The organism is Streptomyces sp. NBC_01788 (genome assembly GCF_035917575.1).
Lineage (GTDB): Bacteria > Actinomycetota > Actinomycetes > Streptomycetales > Streptomycetaceae > Streptomyces.
Window position 1 is genome coordinate 2105164 of the sequence record NZ_CP109090.1, and the last position, 22828, is coordinate 2127991.

Genomic DNA, 22828 nt, shown 5'->3' on the forward strand with positions numbered 1-22828 from the left:
GGACCGACGCCGCTGCCTTGCCGCGTCGGTCCAGAGCCGTTAGTCGTCACCACTGCGCAGTTGATGTCCCAGGCGCCTAGAGAGGCACCCGGAGCAAGTCACGAGCCGGTCACCCTCAACCAACAGGAATGCAGCACCGGTTCAGGGCGGTGCAGACCAGCCGAGTCCACGTCGAAGACTTGGAGAGCACGGAGGATCCGGATGGCATCGACGGCTTCCGGCCCAGGGTTCAGACCGGCGGCGCCAGCAGCTACCTCGAGATCTTCGAACGGCAAGCCCTGCTCTGTCATGAACTCCAGCACAGCGGTGAACGCCGACCATCGGAACGTCTCTGGTACGAGACCCACCTGGGCCAGAAAGTCTGCCGCGCCCTCGGGACCGTCCAGCCGACTGCGCACCGACTTCAGGGCAGCACCCTCTGAGTCGCCCCGGGATACTTGTTCGGAGAGTTGATCGATGAGCAGCGGCCAGCCACCCGTGGTTTCCGCCGCCCTCTGCAACGCCGCCTCCGACGTAAACGAGTTCTGGTCGAGGGACCAGGTGCGCAGCCCGTGTCGGGTGAAGCGCCGCAGCGGGACGACTCCGACGGCGGACGTCTGCTCGTCCGACAACAAGGATGCCCACAGGGAAAGCTGCTCAAGCCCTGCCACGACCACGGCGGATCGAGTCACCCCTGGACCGTCGGGCAGTCGGGTGGTTGCCAGTTCCGGGGAGATGAGGCAGGACTGCTCGCCGGGAGACTTGACGGTCAGGTCGGAGACCACGAGTCGACTCATCCCCGGCTCGCCGCCGACGAGCTCCCGCTCGAAGTCGGCCCGTCGAACCACATGCGGCATCTTCCAGCCGGTGGTCTCAGCAATCTCGCGCAACGCGGTGGTGACCCGGTGTACGCCTGTGGCGGGGGAGCCGAGTACCACCCGAGCCAAATTCCGGCGCCCCGGCTCAGAACCGGAGACCTGCCTCCCCGGCAGGATGTCTGCGATCTGTGCGGCGGTCAGCGGGCAGTGCAAGTGGGACTTCGCGGACTTGTGCCGTGTCTCCAGGGCGGTCAGCCGTTCGGTCACCTGCCGGCTGGAGGTGTTCTCCAGCTGCGCGTCCACGTCTTCCAACGTACCGATCATGCTGAGGGCGTTGGCACTGCGTAGATGCCAGCCCCGGTGATCCGGGTCGGGGGCGAGAACACCGAGACCCTCCATCTCCGTGAGGTACGCGCGGAACTGGTCCGGGTCCAGGTCCCTGAACCCCTCCGCCCACCAGTAGGTACACCCGTCGCGCAGTTCGGCATGGGTCATCCGAGCGTCAATCCCGTGGTGATGAGCGTGGTGCGCTACCACGTTAGCGATCATGTTGTACCGGGAATCGAGCCGCAAGGTGTCGTGGAAGGCGGCGGTGATACTCCGCTGGAGGTCCTTATCGGACTGAACGCGTTCGACATCATCGCGGGCGATGAAGTGCAGCGGACCTGACTTCGCCTCCCGCCTCCTAGCGTGCATGGTCTGCACAAGCCGGTGCGCGAACATCTGCAGCAGGAACGGCTGGTAAGAACAGTGACCCAGGATGCGGTGCACCAATGGCGGCTCCAAGAACTGGTATCCCAGTGCGGCCAGCGGTTTGAGAAGCAGGTTCGCCGCGTCCTGGGGCTGAAGCGGGCCGATGACCGTCGGATGCTGCGAGAGGTGGCTGAAGGGATTGTTCGCCGCGAGGGTGGCGTATCGCTGTACCGAGTGGAGTCCGGCAAAGACGATCTTGACACCGTCGTTGGTCTCGGAACTGAGGTCACGCAGCCGCCGGGTCTCGGTGAACCTCGGCGAGTCCGACTCGAAGAATCCGTCCGCCTCGTCCAGCATGATGAGCATCCGCCGACTGCTGTCGGCCTTCAGCCAAGCCCTGATGCCGGTCAGCACGTTGTCGTAGGTGAGGGTCGCATCGGCCCGCACACGCTTGGGCAGTGGAAGGGCGCCCTCCTCCAGCAGCCTGCGCCCGATGAGATTCCACACGGCCGAGGACTGGGCACTGGTGCCGTTATAAGTGGAGTCCAAGCTGAGAGCCATGCTGATGTGAGCCATAGGTGCCTGCGCGGTGAACTTCCGGCCCGCTTCCTTCAGCAGTGCTGACTTGCCGAGCCCTCGGCCTCCAAACACCACCTGGTTGCCCACCGGGTTCTGTACGGAGCCGAGTTCTTCCAGACGTCCGAAGAACATTTCCTCGGCCACGCGGCCGCGCTTCTCACTGACGTACGGATTCACGGCCGAGAACGGCAGCAGCACCCGCATCGCCGGGTCGAGCAGCTGGTTGCCCCGGGCGGCGAGGTAGGCGAGGGCCGCATCGTCGAGCACCACCATGGGTCGACGTCCGACGCTGAGCGCGGCCAGTGAGGTCCGAGCCTGTGCGGAAAGTGTGCCGAAGTACGCGACCAGCAGGCTCTCCTGGCTGGGGTCCTGTTGTACGCGCGCCATCAACGCTTCCGGAGTCGGCTGGCCCCACGCCAACATGACCCGCAGCCTGCCACGCAGAGCAGAGCCAAAAGAGGGCACCAAGGCTTCTCCCGTGTACCGGACCTCCTGCAGGTCCAGGAAACGGTGTTCGGCGGTGGTGCTGCGCTGTCGGTCACGTTGCGGTTTGCGCAGGCTTCGGTATCCGATGAGACGGAGCGCCGGCATGAGCAGATTCTCCTCGCTCAGGCCCTCTGTCCTCCTGACGCCCCGTCGTGAGGCCATCTCTCGCCAACCCGACAGACCATTGGCTGCCTGATCGGTGAACTCCTGTGACATGGCGGAGAAGTCGAGTGCGTCCAGGTTCTGGAAGCGCTGCCGGTCCCGTACCGCCCGAATGAGCTCCTCGGTGATGCCGTGGGGCAGGGCATCAGGCACCGAAGGGAAGAAGGCGTTCAGCGGATGGTCCCCGTAACGCGTGTCGGGGATGCTCTCGCCGTTGGAAAGGTGAGAGATCAGCTCCTCGGCGGTCAGCAGGTCGCCGTCGTCGAGAAGGGGAGTCACCCGTGCGGCATCCTCGGTCTTCAGGCCGGGGATCTCCATGAGCCGCGTCCGCAGTTTGGCGGTGGCTGTCGCGTGGGCACGTTCAAGCTCCTCCGACAATGCATCGAGCCGCTGCCGTATGGAAGCAAGGTCAGATTTCGTGGTGAGCGCGGGCGTTTGAAGCCGGTGTTCAAAATCGCGCTCCTCCTCTTCCTTGAAGACGCCGTTGACGCGCGTGCGGCGCAGCGAGTCCTCAAGTTCCCGCCGCTTGCCTTCCAGAGCGGCCACCGTGTTCCGTGCCGCCTCCCGCAATGCAAGATGAACGCTCTCGTCAGTCAACTCTTCATGACCATTCGGGCCAGGTGGCAGCAAACGCATCTCGGAAAGACCCAGGAGATGATCCGCGAGGTCGAACCGTTCAGCCGCCCGATGGCTGTCGATGACGTCCAGCCAGGACCGGTCGGCGGCCTCAACGATGCTCTCGGCGGTCAGCTCCGGTGGAATCACGCGTCCCGTCGCCTCTTCCACCCGCACGCCGGGGAGCTTGAGGAGATCAATGCCAAGGACGACTTCCGCCGAATACTCAGGGGGATCGAGCCTAGCGTCACCCGCCAACAGGTCGAAGGTGCGCCGCAGCGAATCCGCAGCGGCTCGCATGGCGGACTGGGTGTAAGCGTCGCCGGCGAGCGACTGTACCGCCAGGTCATCCAGTACGTGGTCTCGCAGAGCCAGCACGGCCCCGCGCATCGCCTGGACCTGATCAACGCTCCAGTCGTTCGCTCCGACATCGAGCGCGCGAGCGGCGACGACCCACTTTTCGGCGGTGCGCAGCCGGTCGTTCATCAGTCGGAGCAAGTTCTGCCTGGCGGGCCCTTCCAGGCGGCTCCTGCTGGATTTCATCAGCCTGCGGTCGACCTCGTTGAGTTCGTCCTGGAGGCCGGAACCGTTGGTCAGCATCCGCACTCGGTTCGCGACCTCGTCCAGGCCGTCCCTGTTGTCGTCAGCGGCCTGGCGGAGCAGGCTGCCGATGAGACCGGAGGGTGCGAGCCAGAGCCGGGTGATCTCGGTGGCCCGGTTGAACCGGATGCGGGGCAGCTGGTCCAGGCCCTGCCGACATTCTTCGCGGGCCTCTTGGAGGGAGCGTTCCAGTTCGGCTGTGCCACGCGCCAGGCTGAGCGGCGGGGAATGCAGCAGCATGGACTGTAGCGCGCACCGGGAAACCTCGTCGGCTACGGACACGAGGCTCGGCGGCAGTACGGCGGCCACCTGCTGAAGCGGGGCGCTGGTCTCAGCGTCCCCGGTCACAAGGACGATCCGCAGCAGAGCGGCCGTGACGAGAGCCGCGTCCGGGCGGCTTTGGACGAGGGCATCAATGTCCATCCCCGCCAGTTCGGCGCGTACCCGCGAGGCGCAGTCTCCGCTGGAGGAACGCAGCGCGAGGGCGTACGCGGAGATCCGCAGGGCGGCAGTGCGGAATCCGGGCTCGGCATTCTGCTCGGCCAGCGCGGCAGCGGCTCCGTAGCGTTGTTCCGCCACCAAGGGGGCCAGGACAGCCTCCGGAGAGTCACCTGGCACGAGCGCTGGGCCCGCCTTCACGGCCGTGTCGCCGGTCGGGTGCGGGCCCTGCTGCGACAAGACGGAGTTCGAAGCGGCGGGCTGCGCGGCCGGGGGGGCAGGCGTCGGCTCGGCGGAACGGGACGACGCATCGGGCTGTGTCGGGTGGTTGACGCGCTGCCGGTCCTCCCCCAGAGCGGGTCCTCGGCGCGGTCTGGACGCGACGCCGCGGTCCGCAGGAACGGCGGGACGCCCCTTCCCGGTGGTGTGCGAGCCAAGCTCAGTTGTACGGGGGCTCCCGTGCGGGTGCGGGCCGCCGGGATCGGAGGTGTCAAGGACCCCGTGAGCCCCTACGACTTCGGCGTGGAGCGCTTCGCCAGACTGTGGGTCCGATCCCGTTCCCCCGCTCGCGCCCGGGGCCACGACCACACCCGTTGCCACGTCCACAGTCGTGTCCGGGCCCGCCTCCGAGCCAGTTTCGGAAGAGGGGGCGAGGTCGGCATCCGGGGCGGGCCTGAGAGTCAGGCCCCCGTACTGCGCGGCAAGCACGAGGAAGGTGGGGGACTTTGCGGACATCTCCTGGAGAAGCCCGAGGATGTCAGACGAGCGTTCCTCACCGCTGTGGGCAAGTTCCACCATTCTCAGCAGCATCCCGAGAGCCTCGGCGTCCGACCGGTCCTGCTGGGACCAATCGGCTCGGGCCAACAGTGCACGGGCGGCCTCCCGAGCTTCGGACACGACGACAGAGGATACGGTGGCCCCCGGAGCGCGGCGTAGCTCGTCTACGTCGGCAAGCCGGATGCGCAGTGCTTCGGAAGCGAGTGTCTCGACCACCGACACCGTGCGTTTCCGCAGGCTTCCAAGGTCGGGTGCGGGCTCCGCACCGTAGGCCCTGAGTCCTGCCAGTGCGTCGTCGAATGCCGCGGTGAGCTCGTGGAGTGAAACGAGGTCCGCGTCGGCCGGCCGGATCTGCGCGGACACCGAGCCAGCGAGCCGTCGGACCGGCTCGCGAGCGGCTGTCAGCGCTTGTTCCACACGCTCGACGGCTGCGGTGAGCGCGGCAGCGTGGGGCTGCAGCCCCACGGCCCCGTCGTGGTCCACAGGATCCTCCAGGGCTGCGGCCATGGCCGGTTCCGCCCCAGTGTCGGTGGATTCTTCCTCTCCTCGCAGGGGCTGAGGTGCTGGGGCCAGTTCCGCCACCCGTTGGGCGGCCTCACGCACCGACGAAATCGATTTGATGGACAAACTGTCTGTCATCCAAGACTGGTTGAGAGCCCAGAGCCACAGCGGCGCATCCTCTGCACTGACCCGCAGATGTGACCACCCGGCCAGCCGGAGAAGGCCCGGACTCCAGCGCCGGGTCAATGGTTCCGTCGAGTCGGCGGCCAGCAACAGGTCGTTCAGGAGCGGCTGGGTTAAGTGAGTCGCGGCATGCCGCGACTTGGCAGAGGAGGGGTCTCGCCTCATCCGCGTAAGCACATCCCGGCACAAGGCCGGACTCACGCGGGTGCCCGCTACCGGGATCCGCAGCGCGCCGAGGATGTGTCGTCGCCACTGCATCGGCATGGAGTTCAACGCATATTCGATGTCAGCCTGTTGAAGCCGTTCAATGGCCGCGCCAACCGGCGAGGGCATGATACGGAGCGCTTGTGCCAGCGCCTCCAAGGCATCGGTGAGAGCCGGCGCATCCGACGCGTCCTCCACCACGGAGAACGGCACGTCCAACTCTTCGCACAGGTGCATTCCACTACGGGGTGATGTCACACAAACTCCTGCGAGCTGATTTGCTGGGACTGGCGGTCAGGAGCCCCGTTGATGCGGCCGTACGTAGGTGTAGCCGGGGGGCAGCTCAGGGCTGCCGACGAGGCCGAACTTCAGAAAGTCCTGTCGGAACAAGCGTCGCTGTTCCGGGCTCGCTTCGTACCCCAAATGGCCTATGTAGCGCAAAAATCCGGGCACGTGGTGCACGGCCTTCGCACGAACCGGCGACGTGCCGTCCTCCGTCTCCCTGTGCCCTCTGGGTCGGCCTTCCACCACCTGCGGGGTGTAGCAGAGCAGTTCGATGATGCGTTCGCCGAGTCGTGCCGGATAATGCGGCCGCCCATCGTCGCCCCGGCTGCCACGCAAGCGGGTCAGTGCTCCGGCGGCGAGTAGTTCAACCACCGCCGCGCCCACGCGCTCGGCCGTAGGGTCCTCTGTGGCATCGGTCATGACCAGTGGCAGGGTGAGGGCTAGCAGTTCACGGGCCAGCATGGCCCGGCCGACGACATCCAGCAGGCCGAACCTACGAACCGCCGTCATGACCAGCCACCGGGTGCGGCCGATGGGTGTGTCATCCGGTGGCCATCGCCATGCAGCATCCCTCGTGTGCACCCGCTGGTCGTACCGGTGGTCGATCGATTCCCGGTCGACGGTCCTTGGCCGAAGCAGCGCGGTCGTCCTCGCTTCCACGGTCCGGCTGCCGCGCTGCCAGGCGAGGTCGAGCAGGATGCCGGGGAAGCAGGTGGACGGCCAGTGCAATCCGACGAGCCGTCCCTCCTCGTCCATCCGAACACACTGTACGGACGACGGATGACCGTCGTGTTCCAGGCGGAAGATGACATCCGGACTCGGACCCGACCGCAGAAACGAACCGTCGAGTGGAGCGCGGCCCGCCAGTTCGGCACTGCCCTGCCCGGTCGTCACGGCCGGAGGCATCGGCAAGTACCCGCCCTCCAGTTGTCGGGTACGCAGGGGCTGCTGCCACTCCAGCCGGCCAGGCCCCTCGTGAACCAGAACGGGTTCCCCTAGATCGGGCTCGTCCGGCCACAGCATCACGGGATACGGAGCTCCGGGATCCGGTGTCACCATGGGTGCCGCCGGAGCCTGGAGCTCTCGACACTCCGCCCAACCCTGCCCCGCTGGCTCCTCCGAGACCCCCCGTAGCACCTCCGACGCCGCATCACCCCCCGAGTGCTCGGCCCGCCACACTCCGCCGCCTTGCCAGCGGTCGTCAAGAGCGACCCGTACGCCGGTGGGTAACAGACCCGTCTTCTCATCGGCTTCACGCCCTACGTAGTCCATCAGTACGGCGTTGGCGTGAAGGACGGCCGACGGGTATCTCGTGCCCCGCATCAGCCTCGCGGCCTCCGGCAGGGAACACAGTGCGGGCCCGAGAGCGGTGTAGACCGGCCGCCTCCGTGCCGCTGTCCCGCGGCTAGCAATCGGCGCAGCGCCGCGCGCCACGGACCGAGCGAGTGTCTCTAGGGCGTCACGTCCCAGCGGCCCTCCGTCGTCAAGGCGGTCCGCCATCGAGGCGCGAGTGAAGGCGTACTCTCCCCACAGGCGAATTTCAGGCAGCGACACAAGAGCACGCCGGACCACGTTCACAAGGTTCCGCAGTCCGGCCTCCTTGTCCTGCTGAGTAGCACCTGGAGGCAGCATCAAGGGCAGCGGCATGGGGGCGAGTGAGCTGTCCAGCTGGTCCCTGCCGCGCGTCATGAGGTAGCGCAGGTAGTACGACGTGTCGTCGAGGTCGCTCTCGGGCAGGCCGTCGCCGGACCGGTCGTACAGACTGTTGACGACCAGAGACCCGTGCGCGTCGATGGTGCCGCGGCGCCTCAGCCTCTGCAGGCGCGTACCAGAAGCAGCCAGCCCGGGCCCGAATGCGTCGGCGTCGAAGACCAATCGCTCGCGCAGGGACGCGGCCTTCGTCCCGTCGACCAAGTCCGGACCCTGGGCTCCAGCGGGGGCACCCGACAGCCAGCCCGGAACATCCCCCTCGATACCGAGTGCCTCGTGGGCACCCTCCTTGTAGACGATCTCCGCAGGCAACAGATCGCCGCCGGTCCGTACATTGATCATCGCGCCAACCGGGAGCGCCTCCATGTCGTCGCCGAGGGCAACCGAGGGGAAGTCACCGATGTCTAGCGGCCCCCCGGCGTATCCGGCGGCATCCGTATCGAAGCCGAAGTACACGGCGTTGAAGGCAACCGCGACGTGGACGGGAGCGGCTCGCCGCTCAACGAGAGCAAGGAGGTAACGACGCAGCCGCGCTTCATCCTTTGGCTCGCCGACTCCCGGCCTGATCATCCAGGGAGTGATCAGTGGAGGATCTACATATGGCCGCCAAACCCCGTCCGAAGTTCCCTCCGTCGAAGCTCCGGCCTCCGGTGTTGTTCGCATGTGCCCTCATACTCACGCCTCGCCGGAATAAAGAAAAGGGCCGGGACTCGTGCATATGCGCCTCTTGGCCGCCCAACGAGACGCAGTCGCAGTTGATCAGCCTGTCATGGCGGGGGGCGATCCAGTCGCCGGCGAGAAGGTGCGACTGAAGATCGTGACCAGAAATTTAAGGCACATGCACGCCATCGACGCCACGGTCGCCGAGGTCGCACTGGGCCAGCCGAAACCGGTCACCCTCCTGACGTTCGACAGCGACGACATGACCAAGCTCTGCGGCGACCGGGTCCGCATCATCCCTCTCTGACCCGCCAGCCCACCCGGAACAGGCCCCTACCGGGGCGCGTGCCCCATCCGTGCCCAGCGGAGCGGACAACAACGGTCAGGTGCGGTTCCCAGAGCCCGTACCCAAACACCCCACCCAACGGGAAAGCGCAAGTCAGAGCTTCTCTAACCTCGCGCTTTCATGAAGCGGGCTGTCCGGCAGGTGGTCACACAAACAGAAAGGGCCTCTGACCAGCAAGAATGAGGATTGTCTAGGTCCCTGTTCCCGCTGAATCCAGAGGCACTTTCCAGGTGAAGAAGCCTACCGGCTCCTATCCCCATGTCCGCGTCCAGGGGGACGGCCGGGCCGTGGTCTCGCAGGCCGGTTCGGTCCTGCTGGTCGAAACTGTACGCAAGAGTGGCCTTGACCAGGCCATCTCCGCGGCCCTGGCCCCATGGCGCAAGCCCCGGGCCGTCCACGACGCCGGCAAGATACTCGTGGACCTCGCGCTGGCGGTCGCGCTCGGCGGGGACTGCCTTGCGGACATCGCGATGCTGCGGGCCGAGCCGGCCGTGTTCGGGCCGGTCGCCTCCGATCCGACGGTCTCCCGCCTGATCGACACCCTGGCCGCCTCGAGCGAGAAGGCGCTCACGGCGATCCGCGCCGCACGTTCCGAAGTACGCCGACACGTCTGGGGATTGGCCGGTGACCGGGCTCCGGATGCCGGCGGACAGGTGACCGTGGACCTGGACGGGGTGCTGGTCCTCGCCCACTCCGACAAGCAGGACGCGGCCCCGACCTGGAAGAAGAGCTACGGCCACCACCCGCTGATGGGTTTCGTCGACCACGGGCCGGGCGGGACCGGCGAACCCGTCGCCGCGCTCCTCCGTCCAGGGAACGCGGGCTCGAACACGGCCGCCGACCACATCACCGCCACCCGTCTCGCCCTGGCGCAACTGCCGAAGAAGTACCGGCGGGGCCGGCGGACTCTGATCCGCTGTGATTCCGCGGGCGGGACCCATGAGTTCGTGGCCTGGCTCGCCCAACGTGGGCGGTGGCTGTCCTACTCGGTCGGCATGGTGATCACCGAGGCCATCCACCAGTACGTTCTTCGGGTCCCGGCCTCGGCCTGGACTCCGGCCGTCGAGTCGGACGGCGAGGTCCGTGACGGGGCCTGGGTCGCCGAACTCACCGGGGACCTTCTCGCCGACTGGCCGAAGGGCATGCGCCTGATCGTCCGCAAGGAACGTCCGGTGCGCCGTGAGGCGCTGTTGATTCGAACGGAGGTGGGAGACCTTCGTCGCTGATCCTGTCGCAGCAGGACGGTGGAGCTGAGGGCAGTCCGATCCGGGTGGTGCCGGTGAAGGCGGGAAGCGGCCCTGACAAAGCCGGGACGTGTCAGCACTGCCAGATGGTGCGGGTCCGGCGAGCGGGACGGAAAGGAGTACGAGAGGAACCGGCGTTTACGTCCCTTCATCTTGCACCGGCTCGAATCTGGCGGATATGGGCCGGGGGCGGTGCGCAACCCACCGGATATCGGCGGGTAACTCCTGGGCCAGATAGGACGGCTGGCCGGGAGACCACGGTGAAGTGCTGCGGGGTAGCCGTGGTGATGCCGCAGGGGCAGAGTCGGGCTCCTCCTCCGTCGAGCGAATCACAGTGAACACGGGAACCATCCGGGTCTTGCCACCCGGCCGGGCCGCCAGCCCGGTCGGGTGGCTAAGCGCACCGACCGCTGACCGGGCCGGGATGGGGCGGAGCCGTCGTAGTACTCCGAGCCGGGGAAAGCCCGGTCACATGGGGAAGGACGGCAGCGGTTTCGAGAAGGGAAGGAGGCTGCAATGTCGAAAGACGCGCCGGTGAACATCGGCGCCGTGAACGCGACGGACCCGGTGGGGCCGCGCGTTCGGGTATCGAGGATGCAGGCCAAGCTTCACCGTTGGGCGGCGGCCGATCCCGGCCGCAGGTTCGACGACCTGTTCAACTTCGTGCACGATCCGGCGACGCTGTTGGTGGCGTTCGATCGGGTTGCGGGCAACACCGGCGCGAAAACTCCCGGAGTCGACGGCCTGACCGTCACCGACATTGAGGAGATCGCCGGGATGTCCGGGTTCCTGGACGACCTGCGAACCCAGTTGAAGGACGGATCATTTCGTCCGCTTCCGGTGCGGGAACGCAAGATCCCCAAGCCGAGTGGCAGCGGAAAAGTCCGGAAGCTGGGAATCCCGACCATCGCGGATCGGGTGGTCCAGGCGGCGCTGAAGCTGGTGCTGGAGCCGATCTTCGAGGCCGGCTTCCTGCCGGTCTCATACGGGTTCCGGCCGAAGCGACGGGCACACGATGCAGTCGCGGAGATTCAGTACTTCGGCACCAAAGGCTACCGCTGGGTGCTGGATGCGGATATCGAAGCGTGTTTCGACTCGATCGACCACACGGCCCTCATGGACCGGGTGCGGACTCGGGTGAAGGACAAGCATGTGCTGTTGCTGGTCAAGGCGTTCCTCAAGGCCGGGGTCATGACCGAAACCGGTCACCTCGAGGACAACCCGACTGGCACGCCGCAAGGAGGCATCCTGTCGCCGCTGCTGGCCAACATCGCTCTGAGCGCGCTCGATGAGCACGTCCACGGGCCGTGGCGGCCGGGCAGGGCGATGGGAAGCCCCGTAAGTCGCGCCCTCCGCCGTCGGAGGGGATTGCCGAACTGGCGGATCATCCGCTACGCGGACGATTTCGTCGTGCTCGTGTTCGGCAGTCGCGACGATGCGAAAATCCTGCACGAGGAAATCGCTGATGTGCTCGTGCCGCTGGGACTTCGGTTCTCCGGAGCCAAGACCCGCATCGTGCATATGAGTGAAGGGGTCGACTTCCTTGGGTTCCGCCTCCAGTGGAAACGCAAGCGAGGTACGGACAAGTGGTACGTCTACACCTTCATCGCCGACCGGCCCATCCGGTCCCTGAAGGACAAGATCCGTGCCCTGACACCCAGGTTGTCGCAACAGCCACCCAGGGACGTGCTGAGACGGCTCAACCGGATCACGCGCGGCTGGTCCAACTACTTCAGATACGCAGTCGCCAAGAGCACCATGCAAACCCTCGCCATTTTCGTCTGGCGGCGGGTTGCCCGGTGGTGGATGCGGCTGCACCGCTGGAGCTGGACCGACCTGCGAAGGCACCTCACCGACCACGCCGGCCGGTGGCGAATGCCTTCATCAGACGGGATCGAACTGTTCAACCTCGGCCGGGTACCAACCGAGCGATACCGGTACCGCGGCAACAAGATCCCAAACTCCTGGACCCTGGCCAACCACGCCTGAGGGCAGAGACCGTGGAGAGCCCGGTGCGTGGAAACGCGCACGCCGGGTTCGGCGAGCGGCCCGCAGAAACGGACCGGTGGCGACACCGACACCCCGCTGCGGGCCGACTCAACCACCCCGGCGCCCAGTTGAGGATCACGGACGCGGACGGCATGCGGCTCACCTGCTTCGCCACCAACACCGCCGACCGTCCGATCGCCCAGCTTGAACTCCGTCACCGCCTGCGGGCCCGCGCCGAAGACCGGATCCGGGCCGCCCGGGCGACCGGCCTGCGCAACCTGCCCCTGCACCACACCACGCAGAACCAGGTCTGGCTGGAGATCGTCCAGATCGCTCTCGACCTGCTGGCCTGGCTGCCCATGCTCGCCCTGACCGGCCAGGCCCGCCTCTGGGAGCCCCGCCGCCTGCGATTCCGCCTGTTCTCCGCGGCCGGACAGCTCGTCACCACCGCCCGGCGCCGCCTCCTTCGCCTCGCCCGCCACTGGCCCTGGACCGGTGAGATCACCGGCGCCCTCGAACGTCTCGCCCTTCTACCGACCCCCGGCTGACCAGCGGATTCGCCTGTCCCTACGAGAAGACGATCCAGACCGGAGCAGTGGAACCCGGCGTCCACCCGAGACGACGCTCGGGCCCACAGCCTGCCCACCAACAGCCAGCAAAAGCGAAACGGTCCACCGACTACGTCGGCGGACCGTCAAGAAAGATCGAGGCTAACAGCCCGAGCACCGGTGATTCCCAAGCTCATGGCTCGCCGTTTGACCCGTAACAATCGGGCATCATCACGGCATTGGCCACGGTGCCGATGTGATGCTCGCGCCATGGCCAGCGAGGACACCTCAACTCACGACAGTGGCCCAGCCGTGGGCTCCGTCAAGGAAGCGGTTGCGGCCCCCACGAAGCGCCGTCGTAACCCGTCAACGAGCATGCTGGCCCTCACTGCGGTGATCTCTCTTGCCGTCGGCGCCGGCCTCGGCTATTCCATTGCGCACTCCTCCAGGTCTACAAGCGCCTCGACGCCTGGAAGCGCTCCGATCATTACCGGGGTCAGCAAGAAAACCGTCTGCAAGCTCGTGAGCGGTGCAATGCAACGGCAGCTCAGCATCAGAGAGGCGTCTCCTATGGCTGAGGAGAAGGGCGGCGCCTCCTGCTATCTGATGATGACGGAGGACGGCACCGCTGAACCGGCTGGGTTCGTGGTCGCCTTCTACCCCACCACAACGTCATTGCGCCAGACGGTGGATGGTACAGACGTAATCCCAGAGAAGGCAGAGCCGCTGCTGATCGAGGAGCGTGCCGCTGCCCGCCAAGTCTTGTACGGCGACGCCTGGAAGGCTCAACTCACCGTTGACGTAGGTGGGGGAGCAACGCTCTACGTCGAGCGGTTCGGCCCCAAAGACTCACTGTCGGAGCGAGAGCTCCGTCGGTCCGTCGCCGACCTTGCCGCAAGTATTCTCAAGGGCCAAGAAGACACTTCGGGATGAAACTAATGGGTGACATCCCATCCTGACATCAACGGTCCCGCACATCAGCGGTCGTGCCCGCACACCGAAGGCCAGTCAGGCCAATACCAAGCGCGTCTGGACAACGTTCCGACCGAACTCCCAATGCGGTGCTCACGCGCGAGCGCCCTCCCTGGGCCGTCTCCGGGCCGAGGAAGGGCGCTCAGCCATGACCGACGTCGGCAACTGTCGACGGCTCAGAGCAGCGGGTCAGGGCGTTGATCCAGTACGCGGCCGCACGTCACGGCCGCCCATGGTCAGTTGTGGCTGTGCAGGATCTCGTTCAGGCCGCCCCAGACCGCGTTGTTCGGGCGGGCCTCGACGGCGCCGGTGACCGAGTTGCGGCGGAAGAGGATGTTGGAGGCGCCGGACAGCTCGCGTGCCTTGACGATCTGGCCGTCGGGCATCGTGACCCGGGTGCCGGCGGTGACGTACAGACCGGCCTCGACCACGCACTCGTCGCCGAGCGCGATGCCCACGCCCGCCTCGGCGCCGACCAGGCAGCGCTCGCCGATGGCGATGATCACGTTGCCGCCGCCGGAGAGGGTGCCCATGGTGGAGGCGCCGCCGCCGATGTCGGAGCCGTCGCCGACCACGACGCCCGCGGAGATGCGGCCCTCGACCATGGAGGTGCCCAGGGTGCCCGCGTTGAAGTTGACGAAGCCCTCGTGCATCACGGTGGTGCCCTCGGCGAGGTGCGCGCCGAGCCGCACCCGGTCGGCGTCGGCGATGCGGACGCCCTTCGGGGCGACGTAGTCGGTCATGCGCGGGAACTTGTCGATCGAGGTCACCTGGAGGTGCAGGCCCTCGGCGCGGGCGTTGAGCCGCACCTTCTCGATGTCGTCCACGGCGACCGGGCCGAGCGAGGTCCAGGCGACGTTGGCGAGGTGACCGAAGATGCCGTCCAGGCTCTGGCCGTGCGGCTTGACCAGCCGGTGCGAGAGCAGGTGCAGACGCAGGTAGACGTCGTGCGCGTCGATCGGCTTCTCGTCGAGCGAGGCGATGACCGTAAGGACCGCGACCACCTCGACGCCCCGGCGCGCGTCCGGTCCGATCGCCGCGGTGGCACCCTCGCCGAGCAGCTCCGCGGCCCGCTCGGCGGACAGCCGCTCACTGCCGGCCGGGCCGGGCTGGTCCGTCAGCTCGGGGGCGGGGAACCAGGTGTCGAGAACGGTGCCGTCGGCGGCGATCGTGGCGAGTCCGGCGGCCACGGCGCCGGTGGTGCGGGGGACAGTCGTGTCGGTCATAGAAGGAAACCTAACGTGAGGCGGGGCGCACCGGCGAACCGGTGCGGTGGACGTCTCATGTGCCGGTCAGGGGCCCGCGCGGGAGGCGGCGCGGCGGGCGTGCCGCCGGGTCAGGCGTCCGCGGGCGGCGGGATCATCCGCCTCAGCATCTCGCGCGCGTAGCCCTCGTCGTAGGGGGTTCCGGTCAGCAGTACCTGGAGGCAGATGCCGTCCATCAGGGCCACCAGGGCGCGGGCGGTGGTCGGGTCGGTGCGGCGGGAGAGCAGGGCCGCGACGTCCTCGGCCCACTCGGCGGCGACGGGGCGGAGCGTGGGACGGCGCAGGGCGGCGAGATACAGCTCGTACTCCAGCTCGACCCCGGTGCGGTCACCGGCCAGCCACTCCCCCATCCAGCCCGCGAGCGCCTCCGCGAGGTCGGTGCGCGGGTCCTCGAGGCCGCCGCGCGCGGCGATCACCTTGGCGAAGCCCTCACTGGCCTGCCCGAGGGCCGCGACCATCAGCTCGTCCAGCGTCCGGAAGTGGTAGGTCGTGGAGCCCAGCGGTACGTCCGCCTCCGCGGCCACCGTGCGGTGGCTCAGTCCGGCCAGGCCCTTGCCGCCCACCACGCGCAGCGCCGCGTCGATGATCCGCTGCCGCCGCTCCGGGTCGTACCGCCGGGCCATCAGTGGGCCCCGCCCAGGCTGAGGACGACCACTCCGAGGATGATCAGCACGATCCCGGCGACCTTGGCGAGGCCGAGCCCCTCCCCGAACAGCATCAGACCGAGCGCGGCGACGGCCGCGGTGCCGATGCCGGACCAGATCGCGTAGGCGGTGCCGATGGCAACGGTCTGCAGGGTCCGGGCGAGCAGCACGAAGGAGAGGACGTACCCGACGACGGTCACCAGCGAGGGCCCGAACCTGCTGAAGCCGTCGCTGTACTTCATGGCCGTCGTGGCCGCGACTTCAGCGGCGATGGCCCCGGCGAGCAACACGTATCCCATGGGGGTGAGCGTATCCACCGATGTGTACGGCCGTACACATCGAGGGGTGGCCATGTGGTCACGGCGCACTGAACGGCGAACGGCGAGGTCCGAGTGGACCTCGCCGTTCGCCGTTGTGCTCGTTGATCTCAGACGTTGAAGCCGAGCGCCCGCAGTTGCTCGCGGCCGTCGTCCGTGATCTTGTCGGGGCCCCACGGCGGCATCCAGACCCAGTTGATGCGCAGCTCGTTGACGAGGCCGTCCGTGGCGGACTTGGCCTGGTCCTCGATGACGTCGGTGAGCGGGCAGGCCGCGGACGTCAGGGTCATGTCGATGGTCGCGATGTTCGACTCGTCGACGTGGATGCCGTAGATCAGGCCGAGGTTGACGACGTCGATGCCCAGTTCGGGGTCGACGACGTCCATCAGGGCCTCGCGGAGCTCCTCCTCCGAGGCCGGCTTCATCTCCACGGTCTCGCTCATGCGGTCTTCCTTTCGGCGTCGGCGCCGCTCAGCGCCTGGGCCGTCGCGTCCTTCCAGGCCATCCAGCTCAACAGGGCGCACTTGACCCGGGCCGGGTACTTGGACACCCCGGCGAACGCGACCGCGTCCTCCAGGACGTCCTCCATGGCGTCGTCGGGTTCGATCCGTCCCTTGGACTGCATCAGCTCCAGGAAGGTCTCCTGGATCCTCCGCGCCTCGGCCAGCTCCCTGCCGACAAGCAGTTCGTTCAGTACGGAGGCCGAGGCCTGGCTGATCGAGCAGCCCTGGCCCTCGTACGAGACGTCCTTGATCGTCGTACCGTCGTACTTCACTCGGAGGGTGATCTCGTCGCCGCACGTCGGGTTCACATGGTGCACCTCGGCGTCGCCATCCCTCAGACCACGCCCGTGCGGGTTCTTGTAGTGGTCCAGGATGACTTCCTGGTACATCGAATCCAGCTTCATGCGATCGTTCGTCCCGTCAGCCGAAGAAGTTCCGTACGTGCTCCAGGCCGTCCACCAGTGCGTCGATCTCGGCCGGCGTGGAGTACAGATAGAACGACGCCCGCGTGGTCGCAGGAATTCCGTACCGCAGGCACACCGGCCGTGCGCAGTGGTGGCCCACACGCACCGCGATGCCCTGCTCGTCGAGGACCTGGCCCACGTCGTGCGGGTGGATGTCACCCAGCGTGAAGGAGATCGCCGCGCCCCGGTCCTCGGCCGTGGTGGGGCCGATGATCCTGAGGTCGGGGACCTCCGCCAGCCGCCGCACCGCGTACTCCGTGAGCGCGTGCTCGTGGGCGAGGATCTTGTCCATCCCGATCGAGTTCAGGTAGTCGATCGCCGCGCCCAGACCGACCGCCTGCGCGATCGGCGGGGTGCCCGCCTCGAACTTGTGCGGGGCGGGGGCGTACGTCGACGAGTGCATCGACACGGTCTCGATCATCTCGCCGCCGCCGAGGAACGGGGGCAGGTCCTCAAGGAGCTCCTGGCGGCCCCAGAGCACACCGATGCCGGTCGGGCCGCACATCTTGTGGCCGGTGAACGCCACGAAGTCGGCCTGGAGTGCCTGGACGTCCAGCGGCATGTGCGGCGCGGCCTGGGAGGCGTCGATGCAGACCAGCGCGCCGACCTCCTGGGCGCGGCGCACTATCGCCTCGACCGGGTTCACGGTGCCGAGGATGTTGGACACCAGCACGAAGGAGACGATCTTCGTCTTCTCGGTGATGACCTCGTCGATGTTCGACAGGTCGAGGCGGCCGTCATCGGTGAGGCCGAACCACTTCAGTTTCGCGCCCGTGCGCTGCGCCAGCAGCTGCCAGGGAACGATGTTGGAGTGGTGCTCCATCTCGGTGATGACGATCTCGGTCTCGTGGTCGACCCGGTAGGGCTCGTCGGCCCAGCCGAGCATGTTGGCCACGAGGTTGAGCGACTCGGAGGCGTTCTTGGTGAAGATCACCTCGTCGCGGCTCGGCGCGTTGATGAACGCGGCGACCTTGTCGCGCGCGCCCTCGTACAGCGCCGTGGCCTCCTCGGCGAGCACATGCACACCGCGGTGGACGTTGGCGTTGTAGCGCTCGTAGTACTCGCTCAGGGCGTCCAGCACCTGGCGCGGTTTCTGCGAGGTCGCCGCGTTGTCCAGGTACACGAGCTTCTGGCCGTCGTGGACCAGCCGGTCCAGGACGGGGAAGTCCTTGCGGATCGCCTCTGTGTCGAGGAGGCCCGGCAGCTGTGTCACGCGGATGCGCCACCCTTCACGTATGCCTCGTAGCCCTCGTTCTCCAGCTTGTCCGCGAGCGCGGCGCCGCCGGACTCGACGATCCGGCCGCCGGCGAACACGTGGACGTGGTCGGGCTTGATGTAGCGCAGGATGCGCGTGTAGTGGGTGATCAGCAGGGTGCCGACCTGGCCGCTCTCGCGGACCCGGTTCACGCCCTCAGACACGATGCGCAGGGCGTCGACGTCGAGGCCGGAGTCGGTCTCGTCGAGGATCGCGATCTTCGGCTTGAGCAGCTCCAGCTGGAGGATCTCGTGCCGCTTCTTCTCACCGCCGGAGAAGCCCTCGTTCACGTTGCGCTCGGCGAAGGCCGGGTCCATGGACAGCCGCTCCATGGCCTCCTTGACCTCCTTCACCCAGGTGCGCAGCTTCGGCGCCTCGCCGCGGACGGCGGTGGCGGAGGTGCGGAGGAAGTTGGAGACCGAGACGCCGGGGACCTCGACCGGGTACTGCATGGCGAGGAACAGGCCCGCGCGGGCGCGCTCGTCGACGGACATCTCCAGGACGTCCTCACCGTCGAGGGTGACGGAGCCGCCGGACACGGTGTACTTGGGGTGGCCCGCCAGGGCGTAGGCGAGGGTCGACTTGCCGGAGCCGTTGGGGCCCATGATGGCGTGCGTCTCGCCCTGCTTCACGGTGAGGTCGACGCCCTTGAGGATCTCCTTCGTGGCGTTGTCGGCCTCGACGGTGACGTGCAGGTCTCGGATTTCAAGCGTTGCCATGGGTGCCTCAGGACTCCTGGGTGAGGGAGACGAGCACGTCGTCCCCTTCGATCTTTACGGGGTATACGGGGACAGGGCGCGTCGCGGGGAGCGCGTCGGGCTTGCCGGAACGGAGGTCGAAGCGCGAGCCGTGCAGCCAGCACTCGATGTGGCAGTCGTCGACCTCGCCCTCGGAGAGCGAGACGTTCGCGTGGGAGCAGATGTCGTTGATGGCGAACACCTCCCCCTCGGTCTTCACGACCGAGACCGGCGTGCCGTCGAGTTCCACCCGCTTCGGGGTGTCCTCCTCCAGCTCGCTCAGCCCGCAGACGCGTACGAAGGTGTGGGTCATCCGACCGCCGCCTCCAGCTCCTCCTCGATCTTGGCGATGAGGCGCTCCTCGATGTCCTTGACACCGATCTGCTGGACCAGCTCGGCGAAGAAGCCGCGGACCACCAGACGGCGGGCCTCCTGCTCCGGGATGCCGCGGGCCATCAGGTAGAAGAGCTGCTCGTCGTCGAAGCGACCGGTCGCGGAGGCGTGCCCGGCGCCGACGATCTCGCCGGTCTCGATCTCCAGGTTCGGCACGGAGTCGACGCGGGCGCCGTCGGTGAGCACCAGGTTGCGGTTCATCTCGTAGGTGTCCGTGCCCTCGGCCTTGGCCTCGATCAGCACGTCACCGATCCACACCGCGTGCGCGTCGTCGCCCTGGAGGGCGCCCTTGTAGGCGACGTTCGACTTGCAGTGCGGGGTGTTGTGGGTGACCAGGAGGCGGTGCTCCTGGTGCTGGCCCGCGTCGGTGAAGTACAGCCCGTACAGCTCGGCCTCGCCGCCGGTGCCGGCGTAGGTCACGCGCGGGCTCAGGCGGACGAGGTCACCGGCGAAGGTGACGACGACCGACTTGAAGGAGGCGTCGCGGCCGATCAGCGTGTTGTACTGGGCGACGTGCACGGCCTTGTCGTCCCAGTCCTGGATGGAGACGACGGTCAGCTTGGCGCCGTCGCCGAGCAGGAAGTCGACGTTGGCGGCGAGTACCGCGTCACCGGTGTGGTCGATGACGACGACGGCCTCGGCGAAGGCCCCGAGTTCGATGACCTGGTGAGCGTAGGCGACCCCGCTCTGGCCGTGCACCGCGATGCGGATCGGCTCGGTCAGGACGGCCTCCTTGGGCACGCTCACGACCGAGGCCTTCTCGAAGGCGGAGTAGGCCTGGGCGGCGACGCGGTCCACCGGGGTGCCGGCCTTGCCGAGCCGGGCGTCGTCGCGGCCGACGGTCTCGACGGTGACGCCGTCGGGGGCCTGGACGTCCACCTTGACGCCCTCGCCGGTGGCGGTCGCGGTCCCGTCGTGCAGACCGCGCAGCCGCTCCAGCGGGGTGAAGCGCCATTCCTCCTCGCGACCGTGCGGGACCGGGAAGTCCGCGACGTCGAAGGAGGGCGGCGCGCTCATGCGCGTGGCGACGGTCGACTCGGCGGCGACCGCGATCTGGCCGGCGGTCGTCGAACCGACGGGGATGTTCTGGGCCTCAGCCATGGCTGTCGTATTGCTCGCTTTCTTGCGTGTGGGCTACGGCGGACTGCGGGCCGGCGATTCGCGCCGGCCCGGGTCGGTGCTTAACCGACCGCGCCCTCCATCTGCAGCTCGATCAGCCGGTTGAGCTCCAGCGCGTACTCCATGGGCAGCTCCTTGGCGATCGGCTCGACGAAGCCGCGCACGATCATCGCCATCGCCTCGAACTCGCTCAGACCGCGGCTCATCAGGTAGAAGAGCTGGTCCTCGGAGACCTTGGAGACGGTCGCCTCGTGGCCCATGGACACGTCGTCCTCGCGGACGTCCACGTAGGGGTACGTGTCGGAGCGGGAGATGGTGTCCACGAGCAGCGCGTCGCAGAGCACGTTGGACTTGGAGCCCGCGGCGCCCTCGCCGATCTCGACCAGACCGCGGTACGAGGTACGGCCGCCGCCGCGCGCCACCGACTTGGAGACGATGTTGGACGAGGTGTTCGGCGCCATGTGGACCATCTTGGAACCGGCGTCCTGGTGCTGGCCCTCGCCCGCGAAGGCGATCGACAGGGTCTCGCCCTTGGCGTGCTCGCCCATCAGGTAGACGGCCGGGTACTTCATCGTCACCTTGGAGCCGATGTTGCCGTCGATCCACTCCATGGTCGCGCCCTCGTAGGCCACGGCGCGCTTGGTGACCAGGTTGTAGACGTTGTTCGACCAGTTCTGGATGGTCGTGTAGCGGCAGCGGGCGTTCTTCTTGACGATGATCTCGACGACCGCGCTGTGCAGGGAGTCGCTCTGGTAGATCGGCGCGGTGCAGCCCTCGACGTAGTGCACGTAGGCACCCTCGTCGACGATGATCAGGGTCCGCTCGAACTGGCCCATGTTCTCCGTGTTGATACGGAAGTAGGCCTGGAGCGGGATCTCCACCTGGACGCCCGGCGGGACGTAGATGAAGGAGCCGCCGGACCACACGGCGCTGTTCAGCGAGGCGAACTTGTTGTCGCCGACGGGGATGACGGTGCCGAAGTACTCCTTGAAGAGCTCCGGGTGCTCCTTCAGGGCGGTGTCCGTGTCGAGGAAGATGACGCCCTGCTCCTCCAGGTCCTCACGGATCTGGTGGTAGACGACCTCCGACTCGTACTGCGCGGCGACACCGGCGACGAGGCGCTGCTTCTCCGCCTCGGGGATGCCGAGCTTGTCGTACGTGTTCTTGATGTCCTCGGGCAGGTCCTCCCAGGACTGCGCCTGCTTCTCCGTGGAGCGCACGAAGTACTTGATGTTGTCGAAGTCGATCCCCGACAGGTCCGAGCCCCAGTTCGGCATGGGCTTCTTCTCGAAGAGCCGCAGGCCCTTCAAGCGCAGCTTGGTCATCCACTCCGGCTCGGACTTCTTCGCGGAGATGTCGCGGACGACCTCCTCGTTCAGACCGCGCCTGGCAGAGGCGCCGGCCGTGTCGGAGTCGGCCCAGCCGTATTCGTACTTGCCCAGGCCCTCGAGTTCGGGGTGGGCAGTCTCCGTGGGGAGAGTCATGCGGGGTTCCTCCCGGCCGTGCTTGCGGATGCGTTCTGGCTTTGGTGATCGGTCTGGGAAATCTTGGGGATGAACGTCGTGCAGACGCCGTCGCCGTGCGCGATGGTCGCCAGTCGCTGGACGTGAGTACCCAGCAGCTCGGCGAAGATCTCCGTCTCCGCCTCGCACAGCTGTGGGAACTGCTCCGCGACATGGGCGACCGGGCAGTGGTGCTGGCAGAGCTGCTCACCCCGCTGCGGGAGGGGCGCGCTGCGCGCCGTAGCAGCGTACCCGTCCACGCTCAAGGCCTTGGCCAGCGCTTCGGTGCGCTGGTCGGGCGTGACGGCCTCGACCGCCTTGCGGTACGCGCCCGCCTGCGCGGCGATCCGGGCCCGGGCGAAGGCGGCGACCGCCTCCGGTCCGCCCTCCCGCTCGGCGATCCAGCGAAGCGCGTCCGCGGCGAGCTTGTCGTACGACTGGTCGAAGGCGTCCCGGCCGCAGTCGGTGAGCGCGAAGACCTTGGCGGGCCGGCCGCGCGTCCGCGCTCCGTACACCCGCTGCTCCCGCGCCGCGACCACGTCGTCGGCGGCCAGGGCGTCCAGGTGGCGCCGCACGGCGGCCTGGGTGAGTCCCAGCCGGCCGGCCAGCTCGGCGACGGTCGACGGGCCGTGGTCCAGGATGGACCGCGCGACCCGGTTGCGCGTGGAACGCTCCCCGGTTGCGAACTCCTCCTGCGGGGCCCCCGTGGGGGTCTCCCGAACCTCGCCGACGTTTTTCACAACGCCATTGTTGCGTAATTCCTCACGGACTGACAAGCGGCCTTGATCCGGATGGGCGGTGCCCTGCGTCACTTAGGCAAACCTAATCCGACCTGCGGAA

Annotated in this window: 16 protein-coding genes and 2 pseudogenes; 5 read left to right on the forward strand and 13 right to left on the reverse strand. The window is 67.5% G+C overall.

Going from position 1 to position 22828, the window contains the following annotated elements; translation table 11 throughout:
* Nucleotides 1-98: 98 nt before the first annotated feature.
* Nucleotides 99-6248, reverse strand: coding sequence for a hypothetical protein (locus OIE49_RS09785; protein ID WP_326801980.1), 6150 nt, complete (start codon nt 6246-6248; stop codon nt 99-101).
* A gap of 81 nt (nt 6249-6329) precedes the next feature.
* Nucleotides 6330-8600 (reverse strand): hypothetical protein, encoded by a 2271-nt coding sequence (locus OIE49_RS09790; RefSeq protein ID WP_326801981.1) that lies wholly within the window; start codon nt 8598-8600, stop codon nt 6330-6332.
* A 265-nt stretch (nt 8601-8865) separates the two neighbouring features.
* Here OIE49_RS09790 and OIE49_RS09795 point away from each other — a divergent pair.
* From OIE49_RS09795 to OIE49_RS09815, 5 genes and pseudogenes are all read left to right on the forward strand, one after another.
* Nucleotides 8866-8997: pseudogene (locus OIE49_RS09795) on the forward strand (DNA-binding protein); the annotation flags it as partial.
* 269 nt (nt 8998-9266) lie between these two features.
* Complete coding sequence (locus OIE49_RS09800) at nt 9267-10262, forward strand: IS1380 family transposase (RefSeq protein ID WP_442812225.1); 996 nt, start codon at nt 9267-9269, stop codon at nt 10260-10262.
* A gap of 534 nt (nt 10263-10796) precedes the next feature.
* On the forward strand, nt 10797-12269 hold the full coding sequence (ltrA, locus tag OIE49_RS09805) for a group II intron reverse transcriptase/maturase (RefSeq protein WP_326801982.1): 1473 nt from the start codon (nt 10797-10799) through the stop codon (nt 12267-12269).
* Between the two features lie 113 nt (nt 12270-12382).
* Nucleotides 12383-12817, forward strand: a pseudogene (locus OIE49_RS09810) (transposase); the annotation flags it as partial.
* Nucleotides 12818-13087: 270 nt separating this feature from the next.
* Nucleotides 13088-13750, forward strand: a complete 663-nt coding sequence (locus OIE49_RS09815; RefSeq protein WP_326801983.1) for a hypothetical protein — start codon at nt 13088-13090, stop codon at nt 13748-13750.
* Between the two features lie 275 nt (nt 13751-14025).
* On the opposite strand, the gene dapD is transcribed toward OIE49_RS09815, so the two are convergent.
* From dapD to OIE49_RS09870, 11 genes are all read right to left on the reverse strand, one after another.
* Nucleotides 14026-15015, reverse strand: a complete 990-nt coding sequence (dapD, locus tag OIE49_RS09820; protein WP_326801984.1) for a 2,3,4,5-tetrahydropyridine-2,6-dicarboxylate N-succinyltransferase — start codon at nt 15013-15015, stop codon at nt 14026-14028.
* A 110-nt stretch (nt 15016-15125) separates the two neighbouring features.
* Entirely contained in the window at nt 15126-15677 is a 552-nt protein-coding gene (locus OIE49_RS09825) for a TetR/AcrR family transcriptional regulator (RefSeq protein WP_326801985.1), read from the reverse strand.
* Complete coding sequence (locus OIE49_RS09830; protein ID WP_326801986.1) at nt 15677-15997, reverse strand: DMT family transporter; 321 nt, start codon at nt 15995-15997, stop codon at nt 15677-15679. Before OIE49_RS09830 ends, OIE49_RS09825 begins: the two co-directional genes overlap by 1 nt.
* A gap of 128 nt (nt 15998-16125) precedes the next feature.
* A complete protein-coding gene (locus tag OIE49_RS09835) occupies nt 16126-16458 on the reverse strand; it encodes a metal-sulfur cluster assembly factor (RefSeq protein WP_100569477.1) in 333 nt (110 codons plus the stop codon).
* Nucleotides 16455-16922 carry a Fe-S cluster assembly sulfur transfer protein SufU gene (sufU, locus tag OIE49_RS09840; RefSeq protein ID WP_326801987.1) on the reverse strand — a complete coding sequence of 156 codons (468 nt, stop codon included), beginning with the start codon at nt 16920-16922 and terminating at the stop codon, nt 16455-16457. Before sufU ends, OIE49_RS09835 begins: the two co-directional genes overlap by 4 nt.
* A 16-nt stretch (nt 16923-16938) precedes the next feature.
* A complete protein-coding gene (locus tag OIE49_RS09845; protein WP_326801988.1) occupies nt 16939-18195 on the reverse strand; it encodes a cysteine desulfurase in 1257 nt (418 codons plus the stop codon).
* Nucleotides 18192-18956, reverse strand: coding sequence for a Fe-S cluster assembly ATPase SufC (gene sufC, locus OIE49_RS09850; RefSeq protein WP_100569480.1), 765 nt, complete (start codon nt 18954-18956; stop codon nt 18192-18194). Before sufC ends, OIE49_RS09845 begins: the two co-directional genes overlap by 4 nt.
* Before the next feature lie 7 nt (nt 18957-18963).
* The gene (locus OIE49_RS09855) at nt 18964-19287 is read right to left on the reverse strand and encodes a non-heme iron oxygenase ferredoxin subunit (protein ID WP_100569481.1); all 324 of its coding nucleotides are present in this window, start codon (nt 19285-19287) and stop codon (nt 18964-18966) included.
* Complete coding sequence (gene sufD / locus OIE49_RS09860) at nt 19284-20468, reverse strand: Fe-S cluster assembly protein SufD (protein WP_326801989.1); 1185 nt, start codon at nt 20466-20468, stop codon at nt 19284-19286. Before sufD ends, OIE49_RS09855 begins: the two co-directional genes overlap by 4 nt.
* A gap of 80 nt (nt 20469-20548) precedes the next feature.
* Nucleotides 20549-21970: a Fe-S cluster assembly protein SufB gene (gene sufB, locus OIE49_RS09865; protein WP_326801990.1), complete on the reverse strand. Its 1422-nt coding sequence runs from the start codon at nt 21968-21970 to the stop codon at nt 20549-20551.
* Nucleotides 21967-22728, reverse strand: coding sequence for a helix-turn-helix transcriptional regulator (locus OIE49_RS09870; protein ID WP_326801991.1), 762 nt, complete (start codon nt 22726-22728; stop codon nt 21967-21969). Before OIE49_RS09870 ends, sufB begins: the two co-directional genes overlap by 4 nt.
* Nucleotides 22729-22828: the final 100 nt, after the last annotated feature.